At 41.2% G+C, this 19569-nt stretch carries 19 protein-coding genes and 3 pseudogenes; 8 read left to right on the top strand and 14 right to left on the bottom strand.

Annotated elements, in window-relative coordinates; all coding sequences use genetic code 11:
* Positions 1-55: 55 nt before the first annotated feature.
* Entirely contained in the window at positions 56-949 is an 894-nt protein-coding gene (locus L650_RS0107325) for a TIGR01777 family oxidoreductase (protein ID WP_029772702.1), read from the bottom strand.
* Positions 950-1119: 170 nt separating this feature from the next.
* Here L650_RS0107325 and L650_RS0107320 point away from each other — a divergent pair, with 170 nt between their 5' ends.
* Complete coding sequence (locus L650_RS0107320; RefSeq protein WP_024033443.1) at positions 1120-2154, top strand: AI-2E family transporter; 1035 nt, start codon at positions 1120-1122, stop codon at positions 2152-2154.
* Between the two features lie 110 nt (positions 2155-2264).
* Here L650_RS0107320 and L650_RS0107315 read toward each other — a convergent pair whose 3' ends face one another.
* The 5 genes from L650_RS0107315 to L650_RS0107295 all read right to left on the bottom strand — a co-directional run bounded on the left by L650_RS0107315 (position 2265) and on the right by L650_RS0107295 (position 5386).
* Positions 2265-2669 (bottom strand): hypothetical protein, encoded by a 405-nt coding sequence (locus tag L650_RS0107315; protein ID WP_029772701.1) that lies wholly within the window; start codon positions 2667-2669, stop codon positions 2265-2267.
* Positions 2656-3993, bottom strand: coding sequence for an ATP-binding protein (locus tag L650_RS0107310; RefSeq protein WP_004586805.1), 1338 nt, complete (start codon positions 3991-3993; stop codon positions 2656-2658). Before L650_RS0107310 ends, L650_RS0107315 begins: the two co-directional genes overlap by 14 nt.
* Complete coding sequence (locus tag L650_RS0107305; RefSeq protein WP_004586804.1) at positions 3987-4661, bottom strand: response regulator transcription factor; 675 nt, start codon at positions 4659-4661, stop codon at positions 3987-3989. Before L650_RS0107305 ends, L650_RS0107310 begins: the two co-directional genes overlap by 7 nt.
* Before the next feature lie 3 nt (positions 4662-4664).
* The gene (locus L650_RS0107300; protein WP_024033445.1) at positions 4665-4928 is read right to left on the bottom strand and encodes a PepSY domain-containing protein; all 264 of its coding nucleotides are present in this window, start codon (positions 4926-4928) and stop codon (positions 4665-4667) included.
* Between the two features lie 155 nt (positions 4929-5083).
* Complete coding sequence (locus tag L650_RS0107295; RefSeq protein ID WP_004586802.1) at positions 5084-5386, bottom strand: YciI family protein; 303 nt, start codon at positions 5384-5386, stop codon at positions 5084-5086.
* A gap of 185 nt (positions 5387-5571) precedes the next feature.
* On the opposite strand from L650_RS0107295, the pseudogene L650_RS0107285 reads away from it, so the two are divergent.
* Positions 5572-6997 (top strand): annotated as a pseudogene (locus L650_RS0107285) (sodium-dependent transporter).
* A 62-nt stretch (positions 6998-7059) separates the two neighbouring features.
* On the opposite strand, the gene L650_RS0107280 reads toward L650_RS0107285, so the two are convergent.
* A complete protein-coding gene (locus tag L650_RS0107280) occupies positions 7060-7701 on the bottom strand; it encodes a CPBP family intramembrane glutamic endopeptidase (RefSeq protein ID WP_029772700.1) in 642 nt (213 codons plus the stop codon).
* A 67-nt stretch (positions 7702-7768) separates the two neighbouring features.
* Positions 7769-8344, bottom strand: a complete 576-nt coding sequence (locus L650_RS0107275; protein ID WP_004586799.1) for an inner membrane-spanning protein YciB — start codon at positions 8342-8344, stop codon at positions 7769-7771.
* A gap of 172 nt (positions 8345-8516) precedes the next feature.
* Here L650_RS0107275 and L650_RS0107270 point away from each other — a divergent pair, with 172 nt between their 5' ends.
* Positions 8517-8786: an HU family DNA-binding protein gene (locus L650_RS0107270; RefSeq protein WP_004586798.1), complete on the top strand. Its 270-nt coding sequence runs from the start codon at positions 8517-8519 to the stop codon at positions 8784-8786.
* 400 nt (positions 8787-9186) lie between these two features.
* Positions 9187-9765, top strand: coding sequence for a type 1 glutamine amidotransferase domain-containing protein (locus tag L650_RS0107260; RefSeq protein ID WP_004586797.1), 579 nt, complete (start codon positions 9187-9189; stop codon positions 9763-9765).
* Positions 9766-9828: 63 nt separating this feature from the next.
* Here the strand turns inward: L650_RS0107260 and trpA are convergent, their stop codons facing one another.
* The 6 genes and pseudogenes from trpA to L650_RS0107230 all read right to left on the bottom strand — a co-directional run bounded on the left by trpA (position 9829) and on the right by L650_RS0107230 (position 16368).
* Positions 9829-10650: a tryptophan synthase subunit alpha gene (trpA, locus tag L650_RS0107255; protein ID WP_004586796.1), complete on the bottom strand. Its 822-nt coding sequence runs from the start codon at positions 10648-10650 to the stop codon at positions 9829-9831.
* Positions 10647-11829 (bottom strand): annotated as a pseudogene (gene trpB / locus L650_RS0107250) (tryptophan synthase subunit beta). Before trpB ends, trpA begins: the two are co-directional and overlap by 4 nt.
* A gap of 7 nt (positions 11830-11836) precedes the next feature.
* Positions 11837-13205, bottom strand: a pseudogene (gene trpCF, locus L650_RS0107245) (bifunctional indole-3-glycerol-phosphate synthase TrpC/phosphoribosylanthranilate isomerase TrpF).
* Positions 13198-14184 (bottom strand): anthranilate phosphoribosyltransferase, encoded by a 987-nt coding sequence (trpD, locus tag L650_RS0107240; RefSeq protein WP_029772699.1) that lies wholly within the window; start codon positions 14182-14184, stop codon positions 13198-13200. The pseudogene trpCF and the gene trpD overlap by 8 nt, the downstream one beginning before the upstream one ends.
* Positions 14185-14195: 11 nt before the next feature.
* Positions 14196-14798, bottom strand: a complete 603-nt coding sequence (locus tag L650_RS0107235; protein WP_004586792.1) for an aminodeoxychorismate/anthranilate synthase component II — start codon at positions 14796-14798, stop codon at positions 14196-14198.
* A gap of 1 nt (position 14799) precedes the next feature.
* Positions 14800-16368 (bottom strand): anthranilate synthase component 1, encoded by a 1569-nt coding sequence (locus L650_RS0107230; protein WP_029772698.1) that lies wholly within the window; start codon positions 16366-16368, stop codon positions 14800-14802.
* 449 nt (positions 16369-16817) lie between these two features.
* Between L650_RS0107230 and rnm the strand changes: the two genes are divergently transcribed.
* From rnm to L650_RS0107210, 4 genes are all read left to right on the top strand, one after another.
* Positions 16818-17672, top strand: coding sequence for an RNase RNM (gene rnm / locus L650_RS0107225; protein ID WP_004586790.1), 855 nt, complete (start codon positions 16818-16820; stop codon positions 17670-17672).
* Complete coding sequence (locus L650_RS0107220) at positions 17669-18289, top strand: L-threonylcarbamoyladenylate synthase (RefSeq protein ID WP_004586789.1); 621 nt, start codon at positions 17669-17671, stop codon at positions 18287-18289. The genes rnm and L650_RS0107220 overlap by 4 nt, the downstream gene beginning before the upstream one ends.
* Before the next feature lie 5 nt (positions 18290-18294).
* Entirely contained in the window at positions 18295-19134 is an 840-nt protein-coding gene (locus tag L650_RS0107215; protein ID WP_029772697.1) for a segregation and condensation protein A, read from the top strand.
* A gap of 118 nt (positions 19135-19252) precedes the next feature.
* On the top strand, positions 19253-19569 hold a 317-nt coding region (locus L650_RS0107210; RefSeq protein ID WP_029772696.1), incomplete at its 3' end, for a cytochrome b.

Genomic DNA, 19569 nt, shown 5'->3' with positions numbered 1-19569 from the left:
TAGCTTAAAGTAGTATTTTTATAACCTTTAGTAGGTGTATCTATGCTGAATACACCTACTTTATTAAACTTCTCAGAGCCGAATCTATATCCGTAAAATGAAAACGGTAATTATGCGCTAACGCTTTTTTGGGTATTACATATTGCCCAGTAGTGAGCAAATCAGACATTTCACCCATTAACACTTTTAATACAGGGCTTGGCATGGTTAGGGCCGCAGGGCGAGACAATGCTTTACCTAAACTTTTGCTAAATACTTTATTGCTAACAGGGGTGGGTGCAGTGGCGTTAATTGGCCCGCAAAGCGACGTGTGTTTTATAATAAATAAAATCAGTTGAATCATGTCATCAATATGAATCCACGACATACCTTGCTCCCCATCTCCAATGGGGCCACCTGCAAAAAATTTAAACGCAGGAAGCATTTTACTTAAAGCGCCGCCGTTTTTGCTAAGTACAATTCCCGTGCGTAATAAGCACACCCGTGTTTTATCACTTTGCGCTTTTAGTGCTGCGTGCTCCCACTCTTTACATAGCTGATGGCTAAATTCATCATTTACATCGTCGGTGTCTTCATCTACGGGGGTATCGCCTTGGCGGCCATAATAGCCAATGGCACTGCCAGATATAAATGTAGCAGGGGGCGTGCTGCAATTTAAAATAGCATCGCTGATTTGCGTGGTAAGGTTTATTCTGCTGTTTTTAATTGTTTGTTTTTGTGCCTGCGTCCAGCGTTTGTTGACGATAGGTTCGCCGGCTAAATTAATCACAGTATCAACATGGTTAAAATTAACCTCATCAACGCTGCTTACTACATCAATATTATGACCAAGCAATACATGGGCTTTGGTTTTATTTCGGCTCAGTACGGTTACTTTATGATGATGTAGCAAAAAAGGCGTTAAGTGTTTACCTATTAGGCCTGTAGCGCCTGTAAAAAAAATATGCATAAAAATCTTACCAATTTTAAGTGTACGATTTGTTTAAAATGTATACTATTTAAACTATCTTAATGCAAATTATTACGTTAACTAAAAAACAACGATCACTTTGTAAATATTTCATTTAATTAGTTTTTGCCTTACACTAAAGCGAATTTCATAAGAAAAGGATTGGCGCGTTGGCAAGTTTAACTGGCGTAAATAAAAGCTTAATAATATTTGCAGCCCTGGTGGTTGTATTAGCCGGTATTAAGGCCGCAAGTGTTATTATTATTCCCTTTATTTTGGCGGCGTTTATTGCCATTGTATGCAACCCGCTGATCACATTTTTTGGTCGCTATCGGATCCCTAAAGGGGTTTCTGTTGTTATTGTGGTGCTTATCATTGTGGGCTTAGGTGTAAGCTTAGGCGGCCTTGTAGGACAATCAGTTAACGACTTTTCTCAGCAACTTCCTGAATATAAAGCCCAGTTACAAGAAGAGTTTGTTTGGCTGGTCGATCTTGCATCGCAATACAATATCTTAATCGATAGAGATCAAATTCTCTCTATGTTTGACCCAGGTAAAATGGTTGATGTAGCCACGAATATGCTTACCGGCTTAGGTGGCGTAATGGCAAACATGTTTTTAATAATTTTAACTGTGGTGTTTATGCTTTTTGAAGGGCCTGCATTAAGCAAAAAAATTCATATGGCACTTGCCGACCCAGATAGAAAAATGGAGCAAATTGACCGCTTTTTGGTTTCTATTAATTCGTATTTAGCAATTAAAACATTAGTGAGTTTAGCCACCGGTATTATTGCAGCATTTTATTTATGGATTTTAGATGTTGACTACTTTGTGCTGTGGGGCGTGTTGGCTTTTATGTTTAATTATATTCCTAATATAGGTTCTATTATTGCCGCAGTACCAGCCGTATTGTTAGCACTGATCACACAAGGACCATTAACAGCCGGGCTTGTAGGTGCAGGGTATTTAATTATTAATACGGTAATGGGTAACATTGTAGAGCCTAAATTTATGGGTAAAGGGCTTGGGCTTTCTACCTTGGTGGTGTTTTTGTCGTTAATATTTTGGGGTTGGTTATTAGGCACTGTAGGCATGTTGCTATCGGTACCGCTTACCATGATTGTTAAAATAGCCCTAGAGGCAAGTGATGAAGGGCGCTGGGTTGCCACGCTACTTGGTACGGGTGAGTCGATAGACGATAAATAATATCAATTGGTTTTCATAGCTTAAAATTGCGTATTTGATTAAATAATTGATACAAAAAAAGCGATTAATACACAGTATTAATCGCTTTTTTTATGGGTGTTAATCCCCGTTTAAAGTGGCTTTTTAAGCACTTGAGTAAACTGTTCAATAAGTGCAAGTTCACATAATTTGTAATCAATAGCAGCTTGGCTGGCATTTGGCAGTTTTAATATATAGCGCCATTGGCAGCTTGCTTCAATATACTTTTGGTGGTTGTCGACGCTGCGCTTAAACAACATCAGTATTTGCGTATTTCCGCTTTGCTCTTCTAATTTAGTGAGTTCATATTTACGTTTTTGAACCCAAGTACCCTGATTGTATTTAGCCTGATTTATTTGGGTGTCTAAACACTGCGTATAGCGTTTAGTTTGGCTTGGCGTTGCGTTTTGCTCAAGCGTACACTGTGCTTGCGCACTGACATTAGCACTTAGTGCTAATAGGCTCGCAAGTGTAATTAAAAGGCTATTTTTTATCATTGTAATTAAACTCTAAAATAAATTGTGCGCCGCCCAAGGTGTCCGACTTATTAATCGTTAAGTGACCGTTATAAGATTTAACTAAGTCAGAGACTATCGCCATGCCAACACCGTGGCCGCTTTCGTAAGTATCAAGGCGGGTACCACGGGTTAATAAAGACTCGCGTTTATCCTCGGGTACACCGGGTCCATCGTCACTAATGCCTATGCACAGTGTTTTACTTTGAATGACCTGTATTTCTACTTGCGAGCGACACGCTTTACAAGCGTTATCAATTAAATTACCCAGTAACTCCATTAAATCTGTTTGGTCACCTAAAAAGTAATCTTTATCGGTCACGGTGCAATTAAATATAATGTCTTTATCGCGGTATACCTTGGCCATTGCACTTAAAATAGAATCAACCACAGGTTTAACTGGGGTTTGTTTTTTCCATGTATCTGAGGCGCCAGTGGCTGCACGTTTTAACTGATGCTCGATCATCACATTTATTCTATCAAGTTGCTCTTGGGCATCGGCATCATTAGCAAGCGGGCTTGATTTTAATACCGCAAGGGGCGTTTTTAATGCATGCGCTAGGTCACTTAAAGACGCTCTGTAGCGCTCTTTTTGACGTTGCTGCGACTCTAGTAATAAATTTAGGTCTGATTTAATTGTTTGCAGTTCTACAGGGTATAAGCCTTTAATTTCTTGAATATCGCCCGACTCAATGGCTTTTATTTCTTTATCAAGACGTTGTAACGGCCGGCCGCTCCAAATAAACCCAATTGCCATTAAACCGGCAATCGCAATACCCATTATAAACATCCAATCGACTAGGGTTTGTTTAAAGCCATCCATTAATCTTAGCAATGCATCGTTTCGTTTGAGTAATATAAAACGTGCCTGCTCAGATTGGTCAATATTATTTAAAATGACCGTTAGGCTTAATTGCCAGTAAACCGCATTGTTGTAAACCACACGTCTAAAGTCGGCCGCACCGGCTTTAGGCTCTATGTACTCGGGTTTAAAGTTTACGTTTACTGCCGACTCTGAGTGCCAAACAGGTACATCATCGCGGTAAATCATGGCGTAGGTATCTGAATTTAAGTTATTAAGCTCTGGCGTTAAAATTGTGCTGGGCATAATAATGCCGCGCTCAGTAAAGTCGACTTCAGAAATAAGGGAGTATAAGTGGGCTTCTAGATTTTTTTCGGTGGTTTCGACTAATGAGGCGTAATACGCTTTACCAATCGAGTAAAACAAAATAGGCAGTGCCACCAATAAAACAAAGACAAGGATAAATCCTTGCCTTATTTTAAGCGATATTTGCGATGCTACCACTGACTTTTAAGCCTGTAACCACGCCCACGTAGTGTTTCTACTGGGTTTAATGTGCCTTCAGGGTCTAATTTTTTACGCAGACGAAGTACAAATACTTCGATAACGTTAGAATCAAGATCGAAATCTTGGTCGTAAATGTGCTCAGTAAGTTCTGATTTAGAAATTACTTTTTGCGGGTTAACCATTAAATACTCAAGTACTTTGTACTCATAAGCCGTAAGGCTAAGTTCTTTGTCGTTAACCCAAACTTGTTGTGAGCGAGTATGAATTTTAATTGGACCCGCTGTCATTTCAGGGTTTGCTTTACCAGCACTGCGGCGAATAAGTGCGTTACAACGCGCAATTAATTCTTCAACATGAAACGGCTTGGTTAAGTAGTCGTCGGCACCTGCATCTAGGCCTTCAACTTTGTCTTGCCAGCGGTCGCGCGCCGTTAAGATTAAAATAGGGATCGTCACGCCTTGTGCACGTGCTTTATTGATTAGCTCAATACCGTCAATTTTTGGTAAGCCTAAATCAACCACCGCCATATCTAGCGGGTATTCTGTAATATGGAATAGGCCAGCTTCGCCATCGTGACATAAATCAACACTGTAACGTTCTTTCTCTAAAGCATTACGTAGGTTGTCTGCTAAGTGTAAATCATCTTCTATAACTAAAATTCGCATTTGCTAATCCTTTTTCACTTCGCCGGTTTTTTTATTTATATGTAAATCAACGACGTGGCCGTCAGATTTGAGTATACGTACAGTATAAAATTTTGCTTGTTCTGTAATTTTTAAGGTTTTACCGTCAGTTTCTTCTTTTGCAAGTATTACGGCTTTCTTTTTGCTGATCTCAGTTTTTTTAACTGCTTTGGTAACAGTCGAACTTGCGTGTACGGCGCCACTGACGCTAATACAGGCAATTAAACCAAGGGTTAATAATACACGCATGACGGGAACTCCTAGATCAAACCCAGCTATTCTAATTAACTAAGCTACTAAAACTCAAGTAAAAACGTCCAATATGCGCTTTTACGTTCGCCAGCTTAATTAATTAGCAGTGAACCAACCCTGAATTAAATAACGTTTTAAATTCAGGGTGTTCGTTACGCTGGTAATACTTTTTTATATGGTTTTACAACGGTGTTTGCGTAAACGCCAGCTGCAACGTATGGATCAGAGGCTGCCCATTCACGTGCTTTTTCAAGTGAATCAAATTCGGCAATGACTAATGAACCTGTAAATCCAGCATCTTGCGGGTCTTCACTGTCGATTGCTGGCAGTGGGCCGGCAACAAGTAAACGGTTTTGAGAGTCAAGTTCGCTTAAACGTGCTAAGTGGGCGGGGCGGGCTTCTTTTCTAAGCGGTAAGCTGTTTTCAACGTCGGTTGAATAAATCATGTACAACATAGTAATTCTCAAAAAATGTTAAGTTTAATAACGCAAATACTAGCACAACGTTGATAGTTGGTGAACAAATTACCGTTAAAGCTAGGTTTACAGTTATTAATTATTTTTAGTGTGTAATTGCTTGAAAAGCGCGGCACAACACTGGTAGAGTCGCTTGAATAACTTAAAAATAACAAGGTTAATACATGAGCAATAATAGAGAGCATTTTAGCTCCCGTCTTGGCTTTATACTGGCTGCAGCAGGTTCGGCAGTGGGTATTGGCAACTTAGTAGGTTTTCCTGTGTCGGCAACTAAAAATGGTGGTGGTGCATTTTTACTTGTATACGCTTTGTTTGTTGCTTTTATTTGTTTACCGGTAATGATGGCTGAAATGGCCATGGGTCGTAACGCGCAAAAAGATCCACTTGGTTCGTACAAAGCGCTGGCAAATAACGACAAAAAATGGAAGTTTGCAGGCTTTTTGGCTGTATTAACGCCGTTTATGATTGCCGTATTTTACATGGTTATTACCGTGTGGATTTTTGGTTACTTAAGCCAAACCGCGATGGGTAATTTAGATGCATTGGCAGATCCGAGCCATTTTGGCAGCTTTATAAATAGCTACACTGTTTTTNGGCTACATGGCTGTGGTAGTTATTATTGTTAACCTTATTTTATTGGGTGGGGTTAAACAAGGCATAGAAAAAGCCGCTAAGTTTTTAATGCCGGCTTTATTTGTTATGTTGCTTGCCCTTGTATCGTATGTATTAACGCTTGATAACGCCATGGCTGGTGTTAAATATTATGTTATTCCTGATTTTTCTAAAATGAGCGCCAGCGTGCTTAATGGTGCACTAAGCCAAGCGTTTTTCTCACTATCGCTAGGTATGGGTATTTTAATGACCTACGCCTCTTACATATCTAAAAAAGATGACATTGTTGGCAGTGCTAAAATGGTGGCTATTACCGACTCATTAGTGGCATTTGTTGCCGGTTTAATGGTGTTACCGGCTATATTTAGTTTTGATCCTAATACCGACCCAGCCGCACTTTCTGACTCGTCTGTATCGATGATATTTGTATACTTACCTAAAATTTTATTAGCACTACAAAATGATATTGGTTTCTTTGGCGCGTCTGCAGTGGCGTTTTCGTTCTTTTTATTAGTGTTTTTTGCAGCGATTACTTCGCTTGTATCAATTGTAGAAGTACCTACAGCGACCCTTAGCGACCGCAAAGGGATCAGCCGTAAAAAAGCCTTAGGTATTTTAACGCTAGCCACAGGTGTGTTAACTATATTATGTACTATGTCGTTTGGTATGGTTGATAGCCTAACGTCGTTTACTAGTTACGGCAGCGGTAATAAAAGCTTTTTTGATATTGTTTATGATGTATTTTACGACACTATATTGCCACTGAATGGTTTAATGGTGTGTTTATTTGTTATGTACCGCTGGAAAAAAGCGCGCCTAACAGATGAGTTAAGCCAAGGCTCACCAAATTACGCCGGTAGCTTTATGGAGAAATACGTTAACTTTTCGCTTTCTACGTTTATTCCGGTTATTTTATTAGCCATATTTATAAACACAGTAGCGACTAAGTTTTTTGCCTTTAAGCTATTTGGATTTTAGGCTAAAAAAAAGTTTTCAAAAGCCGCGTATTAACGCGGCTTTTTTGTGTTTAAAATAGCTTATTAGCTGATAGCTCCTGAGTCTAATGAACTGCCAATCCCCAGTGTAAACATCCACAATCCCCATAAGCTATGCTCAATTACACACACTATGGTTGAACGGCTTTGCGCGTAGGTAAACGAAAATAATAGCCCGCCTAAAAATGCTAAGCCTACAGCCACCCAATTGGCATACACAATATGGGCAAGGGCAAACACCGTTGCGCTTACCACTATACGCACTCTTTTTTTGGGCATAATGCGTTTATAGCGATGAAAAAAGTAGGTCCTGAAAATTAGCTCTTGTGGTAATACCGACAGCAGCGGGTATAGAAGTAGTAAAAGTAACCAGTTATAAAATGAGTTCAGCGGCATACTAAACCAGTTTTCTTGATGAATAATGCCGTAAAACACGCCTGAAAAAAGCGCACCTAAAAAAAAGAAACTAAATAAACGGCGCTTTACCGCAGAAAACTGCCCCAGGCTTGTAAGTCTAAATCGCTTAAAGTGAGGGTCGTTCAGTAATAACATGCAGCACACACTCATTAAAACAATCAGTGCGGGTATTAGCCAGTTCGCTAGGTAGCTACGAAGGGTAAAGCCTATTAAAGGCAATAAAACAAATATTAGGGTAAATTCAAACCAGCGGTATTGATTGGCGTTCAAGGTCGTCTCTGATTGATTTTTTTTACACGCTATCAAGCAAAGACGACATTTTTATGACGAAGGTGTTTTACTTTGCGGGTTCTTCTTCATCAGGGAAGTATTTATACAAAGCAAAAATAGTGATTAAAATACTCACAAAGGTAATGGCCATTAAGCCAAACACTTTAAAGTTAACCCAAAAATCGAGTGAGAAATTATACGCAATGTAAATATTCAGCACTGCAATACCTGCGGTAATGGCAACCCACATTAAGTTAAGCTTATTCCACACCGGCTCAGGTACTTCAATCGCCTGTTTAGAGTCGTTGGCGTTTTCGAGGATTGAGCTAAGGGCTTTTTTAACAAGATTTTTATTCAGCACGTAGCGGCTAATTAATAAGGTAAGGCTTAGGCCGGCGTAAATTAACGTGGCTTTCCATTTTATATACTGCTCATCGTGGAGTACTAAGGTTAATGTGCCAAACACCGCTGCAATAGCAAAAAATAGCCATTGGCGGGCAGGTACATGGCCGTGCTTAAAGTAGCTATACGCAACTTGAATAAGCGTAGTGACCATTAAAAGGCCTGTTGCCCAGTAAATATCAACTAATTTAAATACCGCAAAAAATAATATTAGCGGGATGTATTCAATCAATGCGTGCATATACTACCTAAATTATACAAAAAGAAGTCAGGGAAGTTTTTACCACATAACACTAGGCAACTACAAGGTTGACTTGTTGCCCTGTAAGCCTTAGCCTGCGTGGCTTTAATTATCCATCATCATATTCCCACACTTAACCAACACTGATTAAGTGTGCATTTAGGAGCCTACAATGAACAAAGCACAACTTGTTGCCCAAATAGCCAAACGCAGTGAACTAACAAAAAAAGACACACAAGCAGCCCTTACTAGCTTACAAAAGGTAATTACTAAATCGTTATCTGAAGGCGACCAAGTGCAAATTAATGGATTTGGTACATTCGCTTTAAGCTACTACCCAGCGCGCACTGGCCGTAACCCACAAACAGGCGAAAGCATTGAAATAGAAGGCGCTAACAAACCCGTATTTAAACCAGCCAAAGCATTAAAAGATCTCCTTTAAATAGCAACTTGCATTGACCGCTACCAGTGAACAGTACCAGCGACTAGTTCCTGCAACCAATACTTGCTAATAGCCCGGTTACCTTTTTAGGTTTAGTTAGCGCTATTAATCATAAAATTATAGTTCGGCGCACCCCGCTAATAGGGTGCGTCTACAAAATAAATACCCAGTTTTTAGTTAATGCCTTACTACTTCATCTTGTAAGCAAAGCTTGTGTGCTGGTTTTTAATACGCACTTTAAATTAAGCTATGTAGATTGTTCAAACCCTCTAAATGATTTACATAGCTTTGACAGCTTTAATTTATATTATCCATTATTTTCAATAGGTTAAATTTGGCATCGGTTATGCTTTTAATAGGGTGATTGAAACATTTTATTAAACGCAATAAGGAGATCTATATGTCTACATTACAAACAAGCACTCGTTTACAAGGCAAAAAAATTGCTATTTTAGCCACCGATGGCTTTGAGCAAAGTGAGCTATTATCTCCACGTGATGCTTTACTTAATGCTGGCGCCGATATCGATATTGTGTCGGTAAAAGAGGGTGAAATCACCGGCTGGGATGAAGATAAATGGGGCGACAAAGTAAGCGTAGATAAACTTGTTACAAATGCCAGTGCCAGCGATTACGATGCGCTTATGCTGCCAGGTGGCTTATTTAACCCAGATACGTTACGCCAGGATAAGCACGCAAAAGCGTTTATAGATGGTTTTTTTGGCGCCGAGAAAAACAAACCCGTTGCAGCTATTTGCCATGCCCCTTGGTTACTTGCCGAAATTAATAAATTACGCGACCGTACCGTTACATCATTCCCAAGCATTAAAAGTGATTTAATTAATGCTGGTGCAAACTGGGTTGATGAAGAGGTGAGTGTAGACCAAGGTTTAGTAACAAGCCGCAGCCCTGCAGATTTAGAAGCATTTAATGCAAAATTTATTGAAGAAATTTTAGAAGGTAAGCATCAAGCTCACTAAGTGTAGAGCTTAATAAAAAAGGGCATTGAAAATGCCCTTTTTTAATGCGTAAATTTTAATTTTTTACAGTGCGGTGGCCGCTTTCATATCAGCTACAAACGCTTTTAACTGCGTTGTCATCGCATCTAAATCATTAAGGTTTGCTTCAATAATTTTAACAACGGCTGAGCCTGAAATAGCACCAGCTGCGCCGGCGTTTAGAGCGGCTTTTACATCATCGGGCGTAGAAATACCAAAGCCTAATAAAGCAGGGGCTGCATGGTATTCTTTTAGCTTAGTTACTATGTTACCCGCTGGCATTTGCGCTTTAGTATCGGTGCCGGTAACACCCGCACGCGATAATAAATACGTGTAGCCACGGCCGTAAGATGCACATTGGCGCAGAGTATCGTCATCGGCATTGGGTGTGGCAATAAATATTGGGTCTACACCGTTTGCCATGGCTGCTTTTCTAAACATTTTAGATTCATGCAGTGGTACATCAGCAACTAAAATAGAGTCTACGCCCGCCGCTTTAGCATCTTTATAAAATGTTTCTAAACCGCGTTTAAACACAAGGTTTGAATACAATAATAAGCCAATTGGAATATCTGCATTGTAATCGCGTATTTCTTTAATAATATCAAAGCAATCTTGCGTGTTAATGTTTACATCGAGAGCACGAATATTCGCCGCTTGAATAACGGGGCCATCGGCGATTGGGTCCGAAAACGGAATACCTAGCTCCAGTGCATCCGCACCGCCATCAATTAAGCTTTTAATAATGGCAATACTTTGCTCTTTACCTGGGTCGCCAATGGTAACAAATGGTACAAATGCACCTTGTTTTTGCTCATTAAGTGCAGCAAAGGTTTTACCGTAACGATCTGTATTTAACTGGCTCATAGCTGACCTCCTTGTGATAAAACGCTGTGTACGTGGGTTAAATCTTTATCGCCACGGCCACTTAAGTTAACCACTAAAATGCTTTCTTCTGTTTGCTCTTCGGCGTATTTAAGCGCATAAGCAAGGGCATGGCTTGATTCAAGAGCTGGAATAATCCCTTCGTTTTTAGCCAGTGCTTGGAACGCGTCAAGGGCTTCTGTATCGGTAATACCCACATATTGAGCACGGCCTGTTTCGTGTAAAAACGCGTGCTGTGGTCCAACTGCTGGGTAATCTAGGCCGGCAGATACTGAGTATGACTCTTCAATTTGGCCATCGTCATTTTGCATAATGTACGTATAGGTACCGTGCAATATACCTTTTGTACCTTTACAAATTGTAGCGCCGTGCTCGTGGGTATCTAGGCCTTTACCTGCAGGCTCTACACCAATAAGTTTTACACTTGGCTCGTCAATAAAGTCAGTAAACATACCAATGGCATTAGAGCCACCGCCAACACAGGCTANCGGCATCCGGTAAGCGTCCTTCTGCTTTTAATACTTGTTGTTTAGCTTCTTCACCAATGATTTTTTGATACTCTCGTACAATTGTTGGGAATGGATGAGGACCCGCAGCGGTACCAAGTAAGTAGTGAGCGTCTTGGTAGTTTGCAGACCAGTCGCGTAGCGCTTCGTTTACCGCATCTTTTAATGTGCCAGAACCGGCGGTTACCGGAATAACCTCTGCGCCCATTAATTTCATTCTAAATACGTTAGGCTGTTGGCGCTCAACGTCTTTAGCACCCATATAAATGCGGCATTTTAAGCCAAGTAATGCACAGGCTAGGGCTGTTGCCACGCCGTGTTGGCCCGCTCCAGTTTCGGCAATAACTTCTTTTTTACCCATACGTTTAGTTAGCAACGCTTGACCAAGTACTTGGTTGGTTTTGTGTGCGCCGCCGTGCAGTAAATCTTCACGTTTTAGGTAAAGTTTTACTTTAGGGTTTTTAATTAAATTACGCGTTAATGTAAGCGGTGTAGGGCGACCGGCATACTCGTTTAATAATTTTGTAAACTCAGCCTCAAACTCAGGGTCTTTTTGTGCTTTGTTAAATTCGTTCTCTAACTGCTTAAGCGCAGGGACAAGTAGCTCAGGTACAAACATACCGCCAAACTCGCCAAAATAAGCTGGATTTTGCATTATAACCTCAATAATTTCTGATGCTTGTAAAAGCATTTTGTAATTTGATAGGGCACTTTTTACCCGCAGATTCTTCAACGCCTGAATTTAAATCAAGGCCTAGGGCACCTTGAGAAAGCGCGTCTTTTATATTGTCTGGATTTAAGCCACCCGCTAGCATAAAGGGGGTTGTTGCGTCGCGCAGTACTGCCCAATCAAATGCTTTACCTGTACCACCGGCTTGTNTGTGTATCGCTGTGGGTATCATAAAGATGGCGGTCTACGCCCGTAGCTGGGGTTGGCAATGTATCTTTAATTGCCTGTGCTTTCCAAATTTCACAACCTTTAGGTAACTGTGTACGTAATGCGGCAATGTAATCGTCACTTTCTTGACCGTGTAATTGTACTGCGGCAAGTTTTAGTTCGTGCGCGTATTGTACCACTTGCTGCGGGCTTGCATTAACAAAAACACCGACAAATTTAAGTGGCACACTTTGGCTCAGCTCAATCGCACAATCTAAATCAACATAACGAGGCGACTTAGGGTAAAAAATGAGTCCACCGTACACTGCGCCGTTGTTGTAAGCGGCCTGTACGTCTTGTGCTCGGGTTAAACCGCACACTTTGTTATCACCTAAAATCACTTTTTTGCAGGCTTGTTCTAAATCGCGCTCAGCCATTAAAGAACTGCCAATTAAAAAGCCATCACATAATGGCGCTAGGCGTTTAACATCTTGATGAGTGTAAATACCTGACTCTGAAATAACTACTTTATCTTGTGGGATAAGCGTACGTAGCTTTTCGGTGGTGGCTAAATCAGTGCTTAAATCGCGAAGGTCACGGTTATTAATACCAATAATTTGTGCATCAAGTGCAAGGGCGCGGTGCACTTCTTCTTCGTTACTAACCTCGGTCAATACCGACATGTTAAGCGAGTCGGCAACTGCATGTAGCGCTTTATATTGTTCATCATCAAGCACTGAAAGCATTAGTAATATAGCATCGCCGCCATAAATACGTGCCATGTAAACTTGGTACTCATCAATAAAAAAGTCTTTACAAATAAGTGGTTGCTCTACTTGGCTACGTACAAACTCTAAATAATCAAAACTACCTTGAAAGTATTTAGTATCTGTAAGTACGCTCATGCAGCTGGCGTATTTTTTATAAACAGAGGTGATCTCGGTTAAATCAAACGGCTCTCTTATTAGCCCTTTTGAAGGAGATGCTTTTTTACATTCTAAAATAAACTGCGTACCCGGCTTTGCTAACGCTTTATAAAAGCTGCGGCTGGTTGGCACTGCTAGGTGTTTAAAGCTCTCTAGTGGGCGCGCGGCTTTACGCTCTATTAGCTCTTGTTTTTTATCAGCAACAATTTTGTCTAATACATTAGCCATGACTTACCTCAATAATTGCATTTAATGTGTTCATGGCTTTGCCTGAACTTAGTAATGTTTGTACCTGTTGTGCGCCTTCTTTTAATGACTGTACTTTACCGCTTAGGTATAAAAGTGCAGCCACATTGACCACGATTGCAGCATTGTGCGCATCACTGCCTTTACCTTGTAAAATAGCAAGGCTCGCATTTGCGTTGTATTGTGGGCCTTCACCGGCTAGTTGTTCAAGTGAATAGTTTGCAAGGTCAAAGTCGCTTGGGTTTAATGTGTACTGCGTTATTTCGCCATTGTTTAGCTCAACTACGTTAGTTGGGCCGTGCAGGGCTATTTCGTCAGTGCCAGAACCATGCACTATCATCGCGCGCTTAGCGCCTAATGTTTTAAGGGTCTGCGCCATTGGCATACATAAAGACTTATCGTAAACACCTAGTAATTGCACGTGTGGTGCAGCAGGGTTAGCAAGTGGGCCTAAAATATTAAAAATGGTACGTGTTTTAAGCGCAGTACGTACGCCCATCGCGTGGCGTACACCACTGTGGTAATGCGGTGCAAACAAAAAGGTAAAATGGGTTTGCTCAAGGCACTGTGCAGCCTGTGCTGGGCTCATATCAATATTAATGCCCAATGCTTTTAATAAATCAGCAGAGCCCGAATTACTCGATACACTGCGATTACCATGTTTTACCATATTAATACCCGCGGCAGCNCCGGTGCCGCAGCTATCGGCAAGTTGCGTGCTAGCGGTTGTAAAGGCAACGGCGTTTTCTCGCATTGACGCTGCAGCGCCGGCAATTTCATCACTTACTTCGCCTTTTATTTTAAGGCTGATTAGCAATGCAGTGAGCTCTATTTCGCTCATGTTACCTTGCATTATTTGGTTAAATAATGCGTTTGATTGGGCATAGTTTAACGACTTGCCTTGAATAAGTTGCTCAATAGCGTATTGAACATTTATGGTCTCTTTTGCTTGGGTACTCATAATGTCCTCTATTAGTTGGTGCGCGTTAAGTACGCAACACTTTGTTGAAGTAGCATTGCACCATTTGGCGTAAGTATTGACTCAGGATGAAATTGATAACCTAACGCTTTATCGTCGTGGTGATATATGGCCATAGGAATATCGTCAAATTGTGCAATTACCTCAATATTTTCAGGCACCTTGGTTGCCATTAATGAATGGTAACGGGCTACGGGCATGGTGTTGCCCATTCCTTCAAACACCGGGTGCGGGTTTAAATTAATGATTGATGACTTACCATGTACGGTTTCGCCAGCGTGGCCGATTACTCCGCCATAACTTTGTGTAAGTGCTTGTTGCCCCAGGCAAATGCCCAGCATAGGGAAGTGGCCTTTAGCCAGTTCGATTAATTCCATTAAGCAACCTGCATCACTGGGGGCACCAGGTCCTGGCGAAAGCACTAATAATACTTGCCCAGGCTCTTGGCGCATTTTATTAAAAATAACCTCTGCGCTTATGTTATTTCTGTATACCACAAGCTCACAGCCCAGCATGGTTAGTTCATCAACAAGGTTGTAGCTAAACGAATCAAAGTTATCTAAAAAGTATATTTTCATTGGGTTTGCTGTGCTCATTTTATACCGCCTCATAAGTCGATTTTATGGCGGTGATCACCGCTTGGGCTTTAGCGCGGGTTTCGTTAGCTTCGGCTTGTGGATCAGAATCGTAAACGACACCTGCACCTGCTTGCACATACGCGGTATTATTTTTAACAAATGCTGAGCGAATAACAATGCAGCTATCCATTGCACCATCGCCTGTTAAATAGCCTACTGCGCCACCGTAGCTGCCACGGCGTTTGCCTTCGGTTTGGCGTACAAGTTCGGCAGCACGTACTTTAGGAGCGCCTACTAGCGTGCCCATGTTCATACACGCTTGGTAAGCGTGCAGTGCATCAAGCTCAGGCTTTAATGTGCCCACCACGCGAGAAACCAAGTGCATTACTTGCGAGTAGCGGTCTACTTTTAATAGCTCTTTTGCATGGCGCGTGCCGGCTACACTAATGCGTGCCACATCGTTACGAGCTAAATCAACCAGCATTAAATGCTCGGCACGCTCTTTTTGATCGTTTCTTAATTCAAGCTCTATACGGCTGTCTAAATCTGGGTTGATTGCGCCATTGGCAAATTTTCCACGTGGGCGAGTACCGGCAATAGGGTAAACTTCAACTTGTTTGCTTTGTACTTCGTATTTAAGCGCAGACTCAGGTGAGGCGCCAAATAAAGCAAATTCTTCATCGCGCATATAAAACATATAAGGGCTTGGGTTTTGCTTTTTAAGCTGGCTATATGCGTGCAACGAATCAGGGCAGGGTAGTGAAAACGTACGCGAAGGCACAACCTGAAAAATATCACCATCAACGATGTTCTTTTTAAGCTTAACCACTTGCTCGCAGTAAGTTTCATCGCTTATATCAACACTTACATCGCAGGTGCCTGTTTGCATAGGCGCACTAAACTCTTCTGCTTTATCGCATAAGGCATTTAATCGTTCTAGCTCTTTACCTACTTCAAAACAATTAGCGTGTACGTCTGGGCCATTAAACACATTACCAATAAGCTCGGTGGTTTGTTTTTGATGGTCGATAACCACTAAGGTTTCGGCTAAGTAAAATACGTAGTCTGGGCAGGTGTTTTCGCCATCGGGTACGTCGCTTAGCTGCTCAAAATTAGCCACCATGTCGTAGGCAAATACACCACCTAAAAATACCGAAAACGGGTTTTCGGTGGTGCTTTTGATACTGTTTATACAGGTGCGTAGTGCGCTAAATGCATTATCGGCAACCAGTTTACTTGCCTCGTCAATGTCATTAGAGCCGCCTTTATAAACAAGAGTTAGGCTTGTGTCGGTTAAGGTTGCATCGCAGCTTTGTACATTGGCTCTTAAATATGGCAGTAACTGTTTACCGTTATTAGATTGAGCACTTACCGTGACGGTTTTACCTTGGCAAACAATGCGCAGCGCGCAGTCAACTAAAATTAAGCTTTTAACACTGTCTTTAGAATCAATTTCGGCTGATTCAAGCAGTAGCGAATTAGGCTTATCAAGTTCTGCATAAAGTGCAAGTGGGCTACTAATGTAGTCGCGCACTTGCGTTATGCTAGTAACTTCGCCTGGTGTGGTAGTTATATGACTAAAAATCAAACCTCATTCCCTCAAAAAATAAAACCCCGCAATGCTTTTGCAATGCGGGGTTTGAATAACGATATCTAAATTACAAACAGATCATTACCGTCCCGCTATATCAGGCGCCACCACCAACGATGTGTAAGAGTAAGACCGTTATTCATGTTTTTTTGCCTCAAAATAAAAAATTAAATACGTAAAATTTAGTTATAAAAAAACCCGCATAGTTGCGGGTTTTGAATATTTGCTAGACACGACAATTCATCACCCAAAAATTATGAGTGCCACCACCAAATAGTGTGTTGAATTGAATTCATCATTTTTATTAATTCTTAATGTGTCTTAAAGTGGCTACAGTAAAACGTATTTAGCGCTTTTGTGTCAAGTGTTTATTTAAAACAATTTAGTCAAAAAAGTTGTTATACTTATATAAACATCTATTACCCTTAAATTTAAGCAGTTTTCTTTTGATAAAATACGATTTACACAGCCATACAACGCATTCAGACGGACATTTAACAGTTGAGCAATTATTAAACCGCGCCGTAGAAAAAAACATTGATGTGTTTGCGATAACCGATCACGACACTGTGGCTGCTATTACGCCGGCAAAAGCGTTTATCGAAACAGAAAACCTACCGCTTAAGCTTATATCTGGCGTAGAAATTTCTACCAAGTGGGAAAGCTTTGAAATACATATTGTTGGGCTAAATATTGATATAAACAACAATGCCCTTACATCATTGTTATCGGCGCAGCAGCAAAAGCGTGATGAACGCGCCATTGAAATTGGCAAAAGGCTGGCAAAAAACGGTTTTGATGGCATTTACGAACAAGCCAAGGCGCTGGCAGAAAACGCTCAAATAACACGTGCTCATTTTGCGCGTGCATTGATTGAAAGAGGCGTAGCTAAAAATTTTCCTGGGGTATTTAAAAAATACTTAGGGCGCAGCAAAACAGGTTATGTTCCAAGCAATTGGTGTGATATGCAAACAGCTATTAGCGCCATTCATGCTGCGGGCGGGGTTGCAGTACTTGCACACCCAGGGCGTTATCAAATGTCTAATAAATGGTTACGTAAGTTACTTGTGCAATACAAAAGTGACGGGGGCGATGCCATGGAAGTTGCGCAGCCGCAACAAGCGCCTACTGAACGCCAATTTTTAGGGCAATTGAGCCAAGAGTACGGTTTACTGTGCTCGCAAGGTTCTGACTTTCATTTTCCAACTAGTTATTTAGAGCTAGGTAAAAACTTATACTTACCCAAAGACTGCCAAGGGGTTTGGCAAGTGTGGGAAGGGCAAGAAGGAGCATTATCATGAGTCAATTAATTCATATTCACCCAGCAAACCCACAGCCACGACTTATTAGCCAAGCGGTTGATATTATTAAACAGGGCGGGGTAGTTGTATACCCAACAGATTCGGGCTACGCGATAGGGTGTAACCTCGGTAATAAGCAAGCAAAAGAGCGCATTGAGCGTATTCGTGGAATAGAAAAACACCATAACTTTACGCTGGTATGCCGTGATTTATCTGAGCTGGCAACTTATGCCCGTGTAGATAACCAAATGTTTAGGCTTATTAAAAATAATACGCCAGGGCCATACACCTTTATTTTTAAAGGCACAAAAGAGGTGCCAAAGCGGTTATTAAACGATAAGAAAAAAACCATTGGTATGCGCGTTATAGAGCATCCAATTGCATGTGCATTACTTGCAGAGCTTGGGGAGCCGTTAATGTCGTGTTCGTTAATTTTACCTGGAGAAGAGTTTACAGAATCAGATCCAGATGAAATTTTAACGCGTTTAGATAAACACGTAGATTTAATTATTGACGGCGGACACCTTGCAGAGCAAGCAACCACGGTTATTGATCTTTCAGAAGATGATATTCACATTTTGCGTGTAGGGTGTGGCGATACCAGCCCGTTTGAGTAACCTTGGTGAGTGATACAACACAGAGCGAAAAAAAGACTCAAAGTGAGCCAGTGCAGCAAAAGCTGCCACTGGCTTTTTTGCATGGCAAAGCCGTTGTAGATAAACCTGAAGATTTATACATTCCGCCCGATGCACTTGAAATTGTTTTGGAAACCTTTGAAGGCCCGCTTGATTTACTGCTGTATTTAATAAAAAAGCACAAGTTAGATGTGCTCGAACTCTCTATTTTTAGCATTACTGAGCAATATGTCAGTTATGTAGAAATGATGAGTGAGTTTCAGTTAGAACTTGCCGGTGAGTACTTAGTAATGGCAGCGTTATTGGCACAAATAAAATCGCGTCTGTTATTGCCTGTGCACGAAGAGCTCGAAGAAGAGGAAGACCCCCGCGCAGAACTGATCAAGCGTTTACAAGAATACGAGCAGTTTAAAAAAGCAGCCGAAAATATAGATGCCATCCCCCGTGTAGGCCGTGATATTTTTGTTGCACATGCAACAATGCCGGTTATTGAAAATACCGCTCAAAACCTGCCAGAGCTTGAGTTAAAAGATTTAATGTTAGCACTGAGCGACGTGATGGCGCGCGCCAAAACATTTGAGCATCACCAAGTGACAGCAGAAACCCTCTCTACCCGTGAGCGGATGAGCAAAATTTTAGCCCAGCTGAGTAACGCAAAAAAAGCGCTGCCGTTTAACGATTTATTCACCCTTAGTGAAGGGCGAAGCGGTGTAGTGGTTAGCTTTATTGCTATGCTTGAGCTTATAAAAGAAGGCTTAATTAGCTGTTTGCAAGTCTCACCTGATAGCCTAATTTACATAAACCTTACTGACACACCAAATAGCTAATTAGTAAAACTGTAGCTCAAGTTGTATGTGCGTATATGCACAGATGCTGTTTGTATACGCTATTTTAGTTTTTCTTCACCCTCTATATTCTTAAATTATTGAATTTAGAGGAACCCACATGTTTAAAAATACGCCCACATCTTATGGCCTTATTGCCATTACTTTACACTGGTTGATGGCTTTTACCGTGTTTGGTTTATTTGGCTTGGGCTTATACATGGTTGAGCTAACCTATTACGACAGCTGGTATAAAGGCTCACTGGATTTACATAAAAGTATAGGTATAACGCTCGCCGCAGTGCTTATTTTTAGAATTTTGTGGTGCGTATTCAGCCCCAAACCTCGCCCCCTTAGTCAAAATAAAACAGTAAACCACATTGCACATACCGCGCATATTGTTATGTACCTAATTTTAGCAGTCATTGTAGTGGCGGG

It is taken from the genome of Pseudoalteromonas sp. TB51 (genome assembly GCF_000498055.1).
Lineage (GTDB): Bacteria > Pseudomonadota > Gammaproteobacteria > Enterobacterales > Alteromonadaceae > Pseudoalteromonas > Pseudoalteromonas atlantica.
Note: the sequence above shows the minus strand (reverse complement) of the source record. Positions and strands in the feature narration are given on the sequence as shown.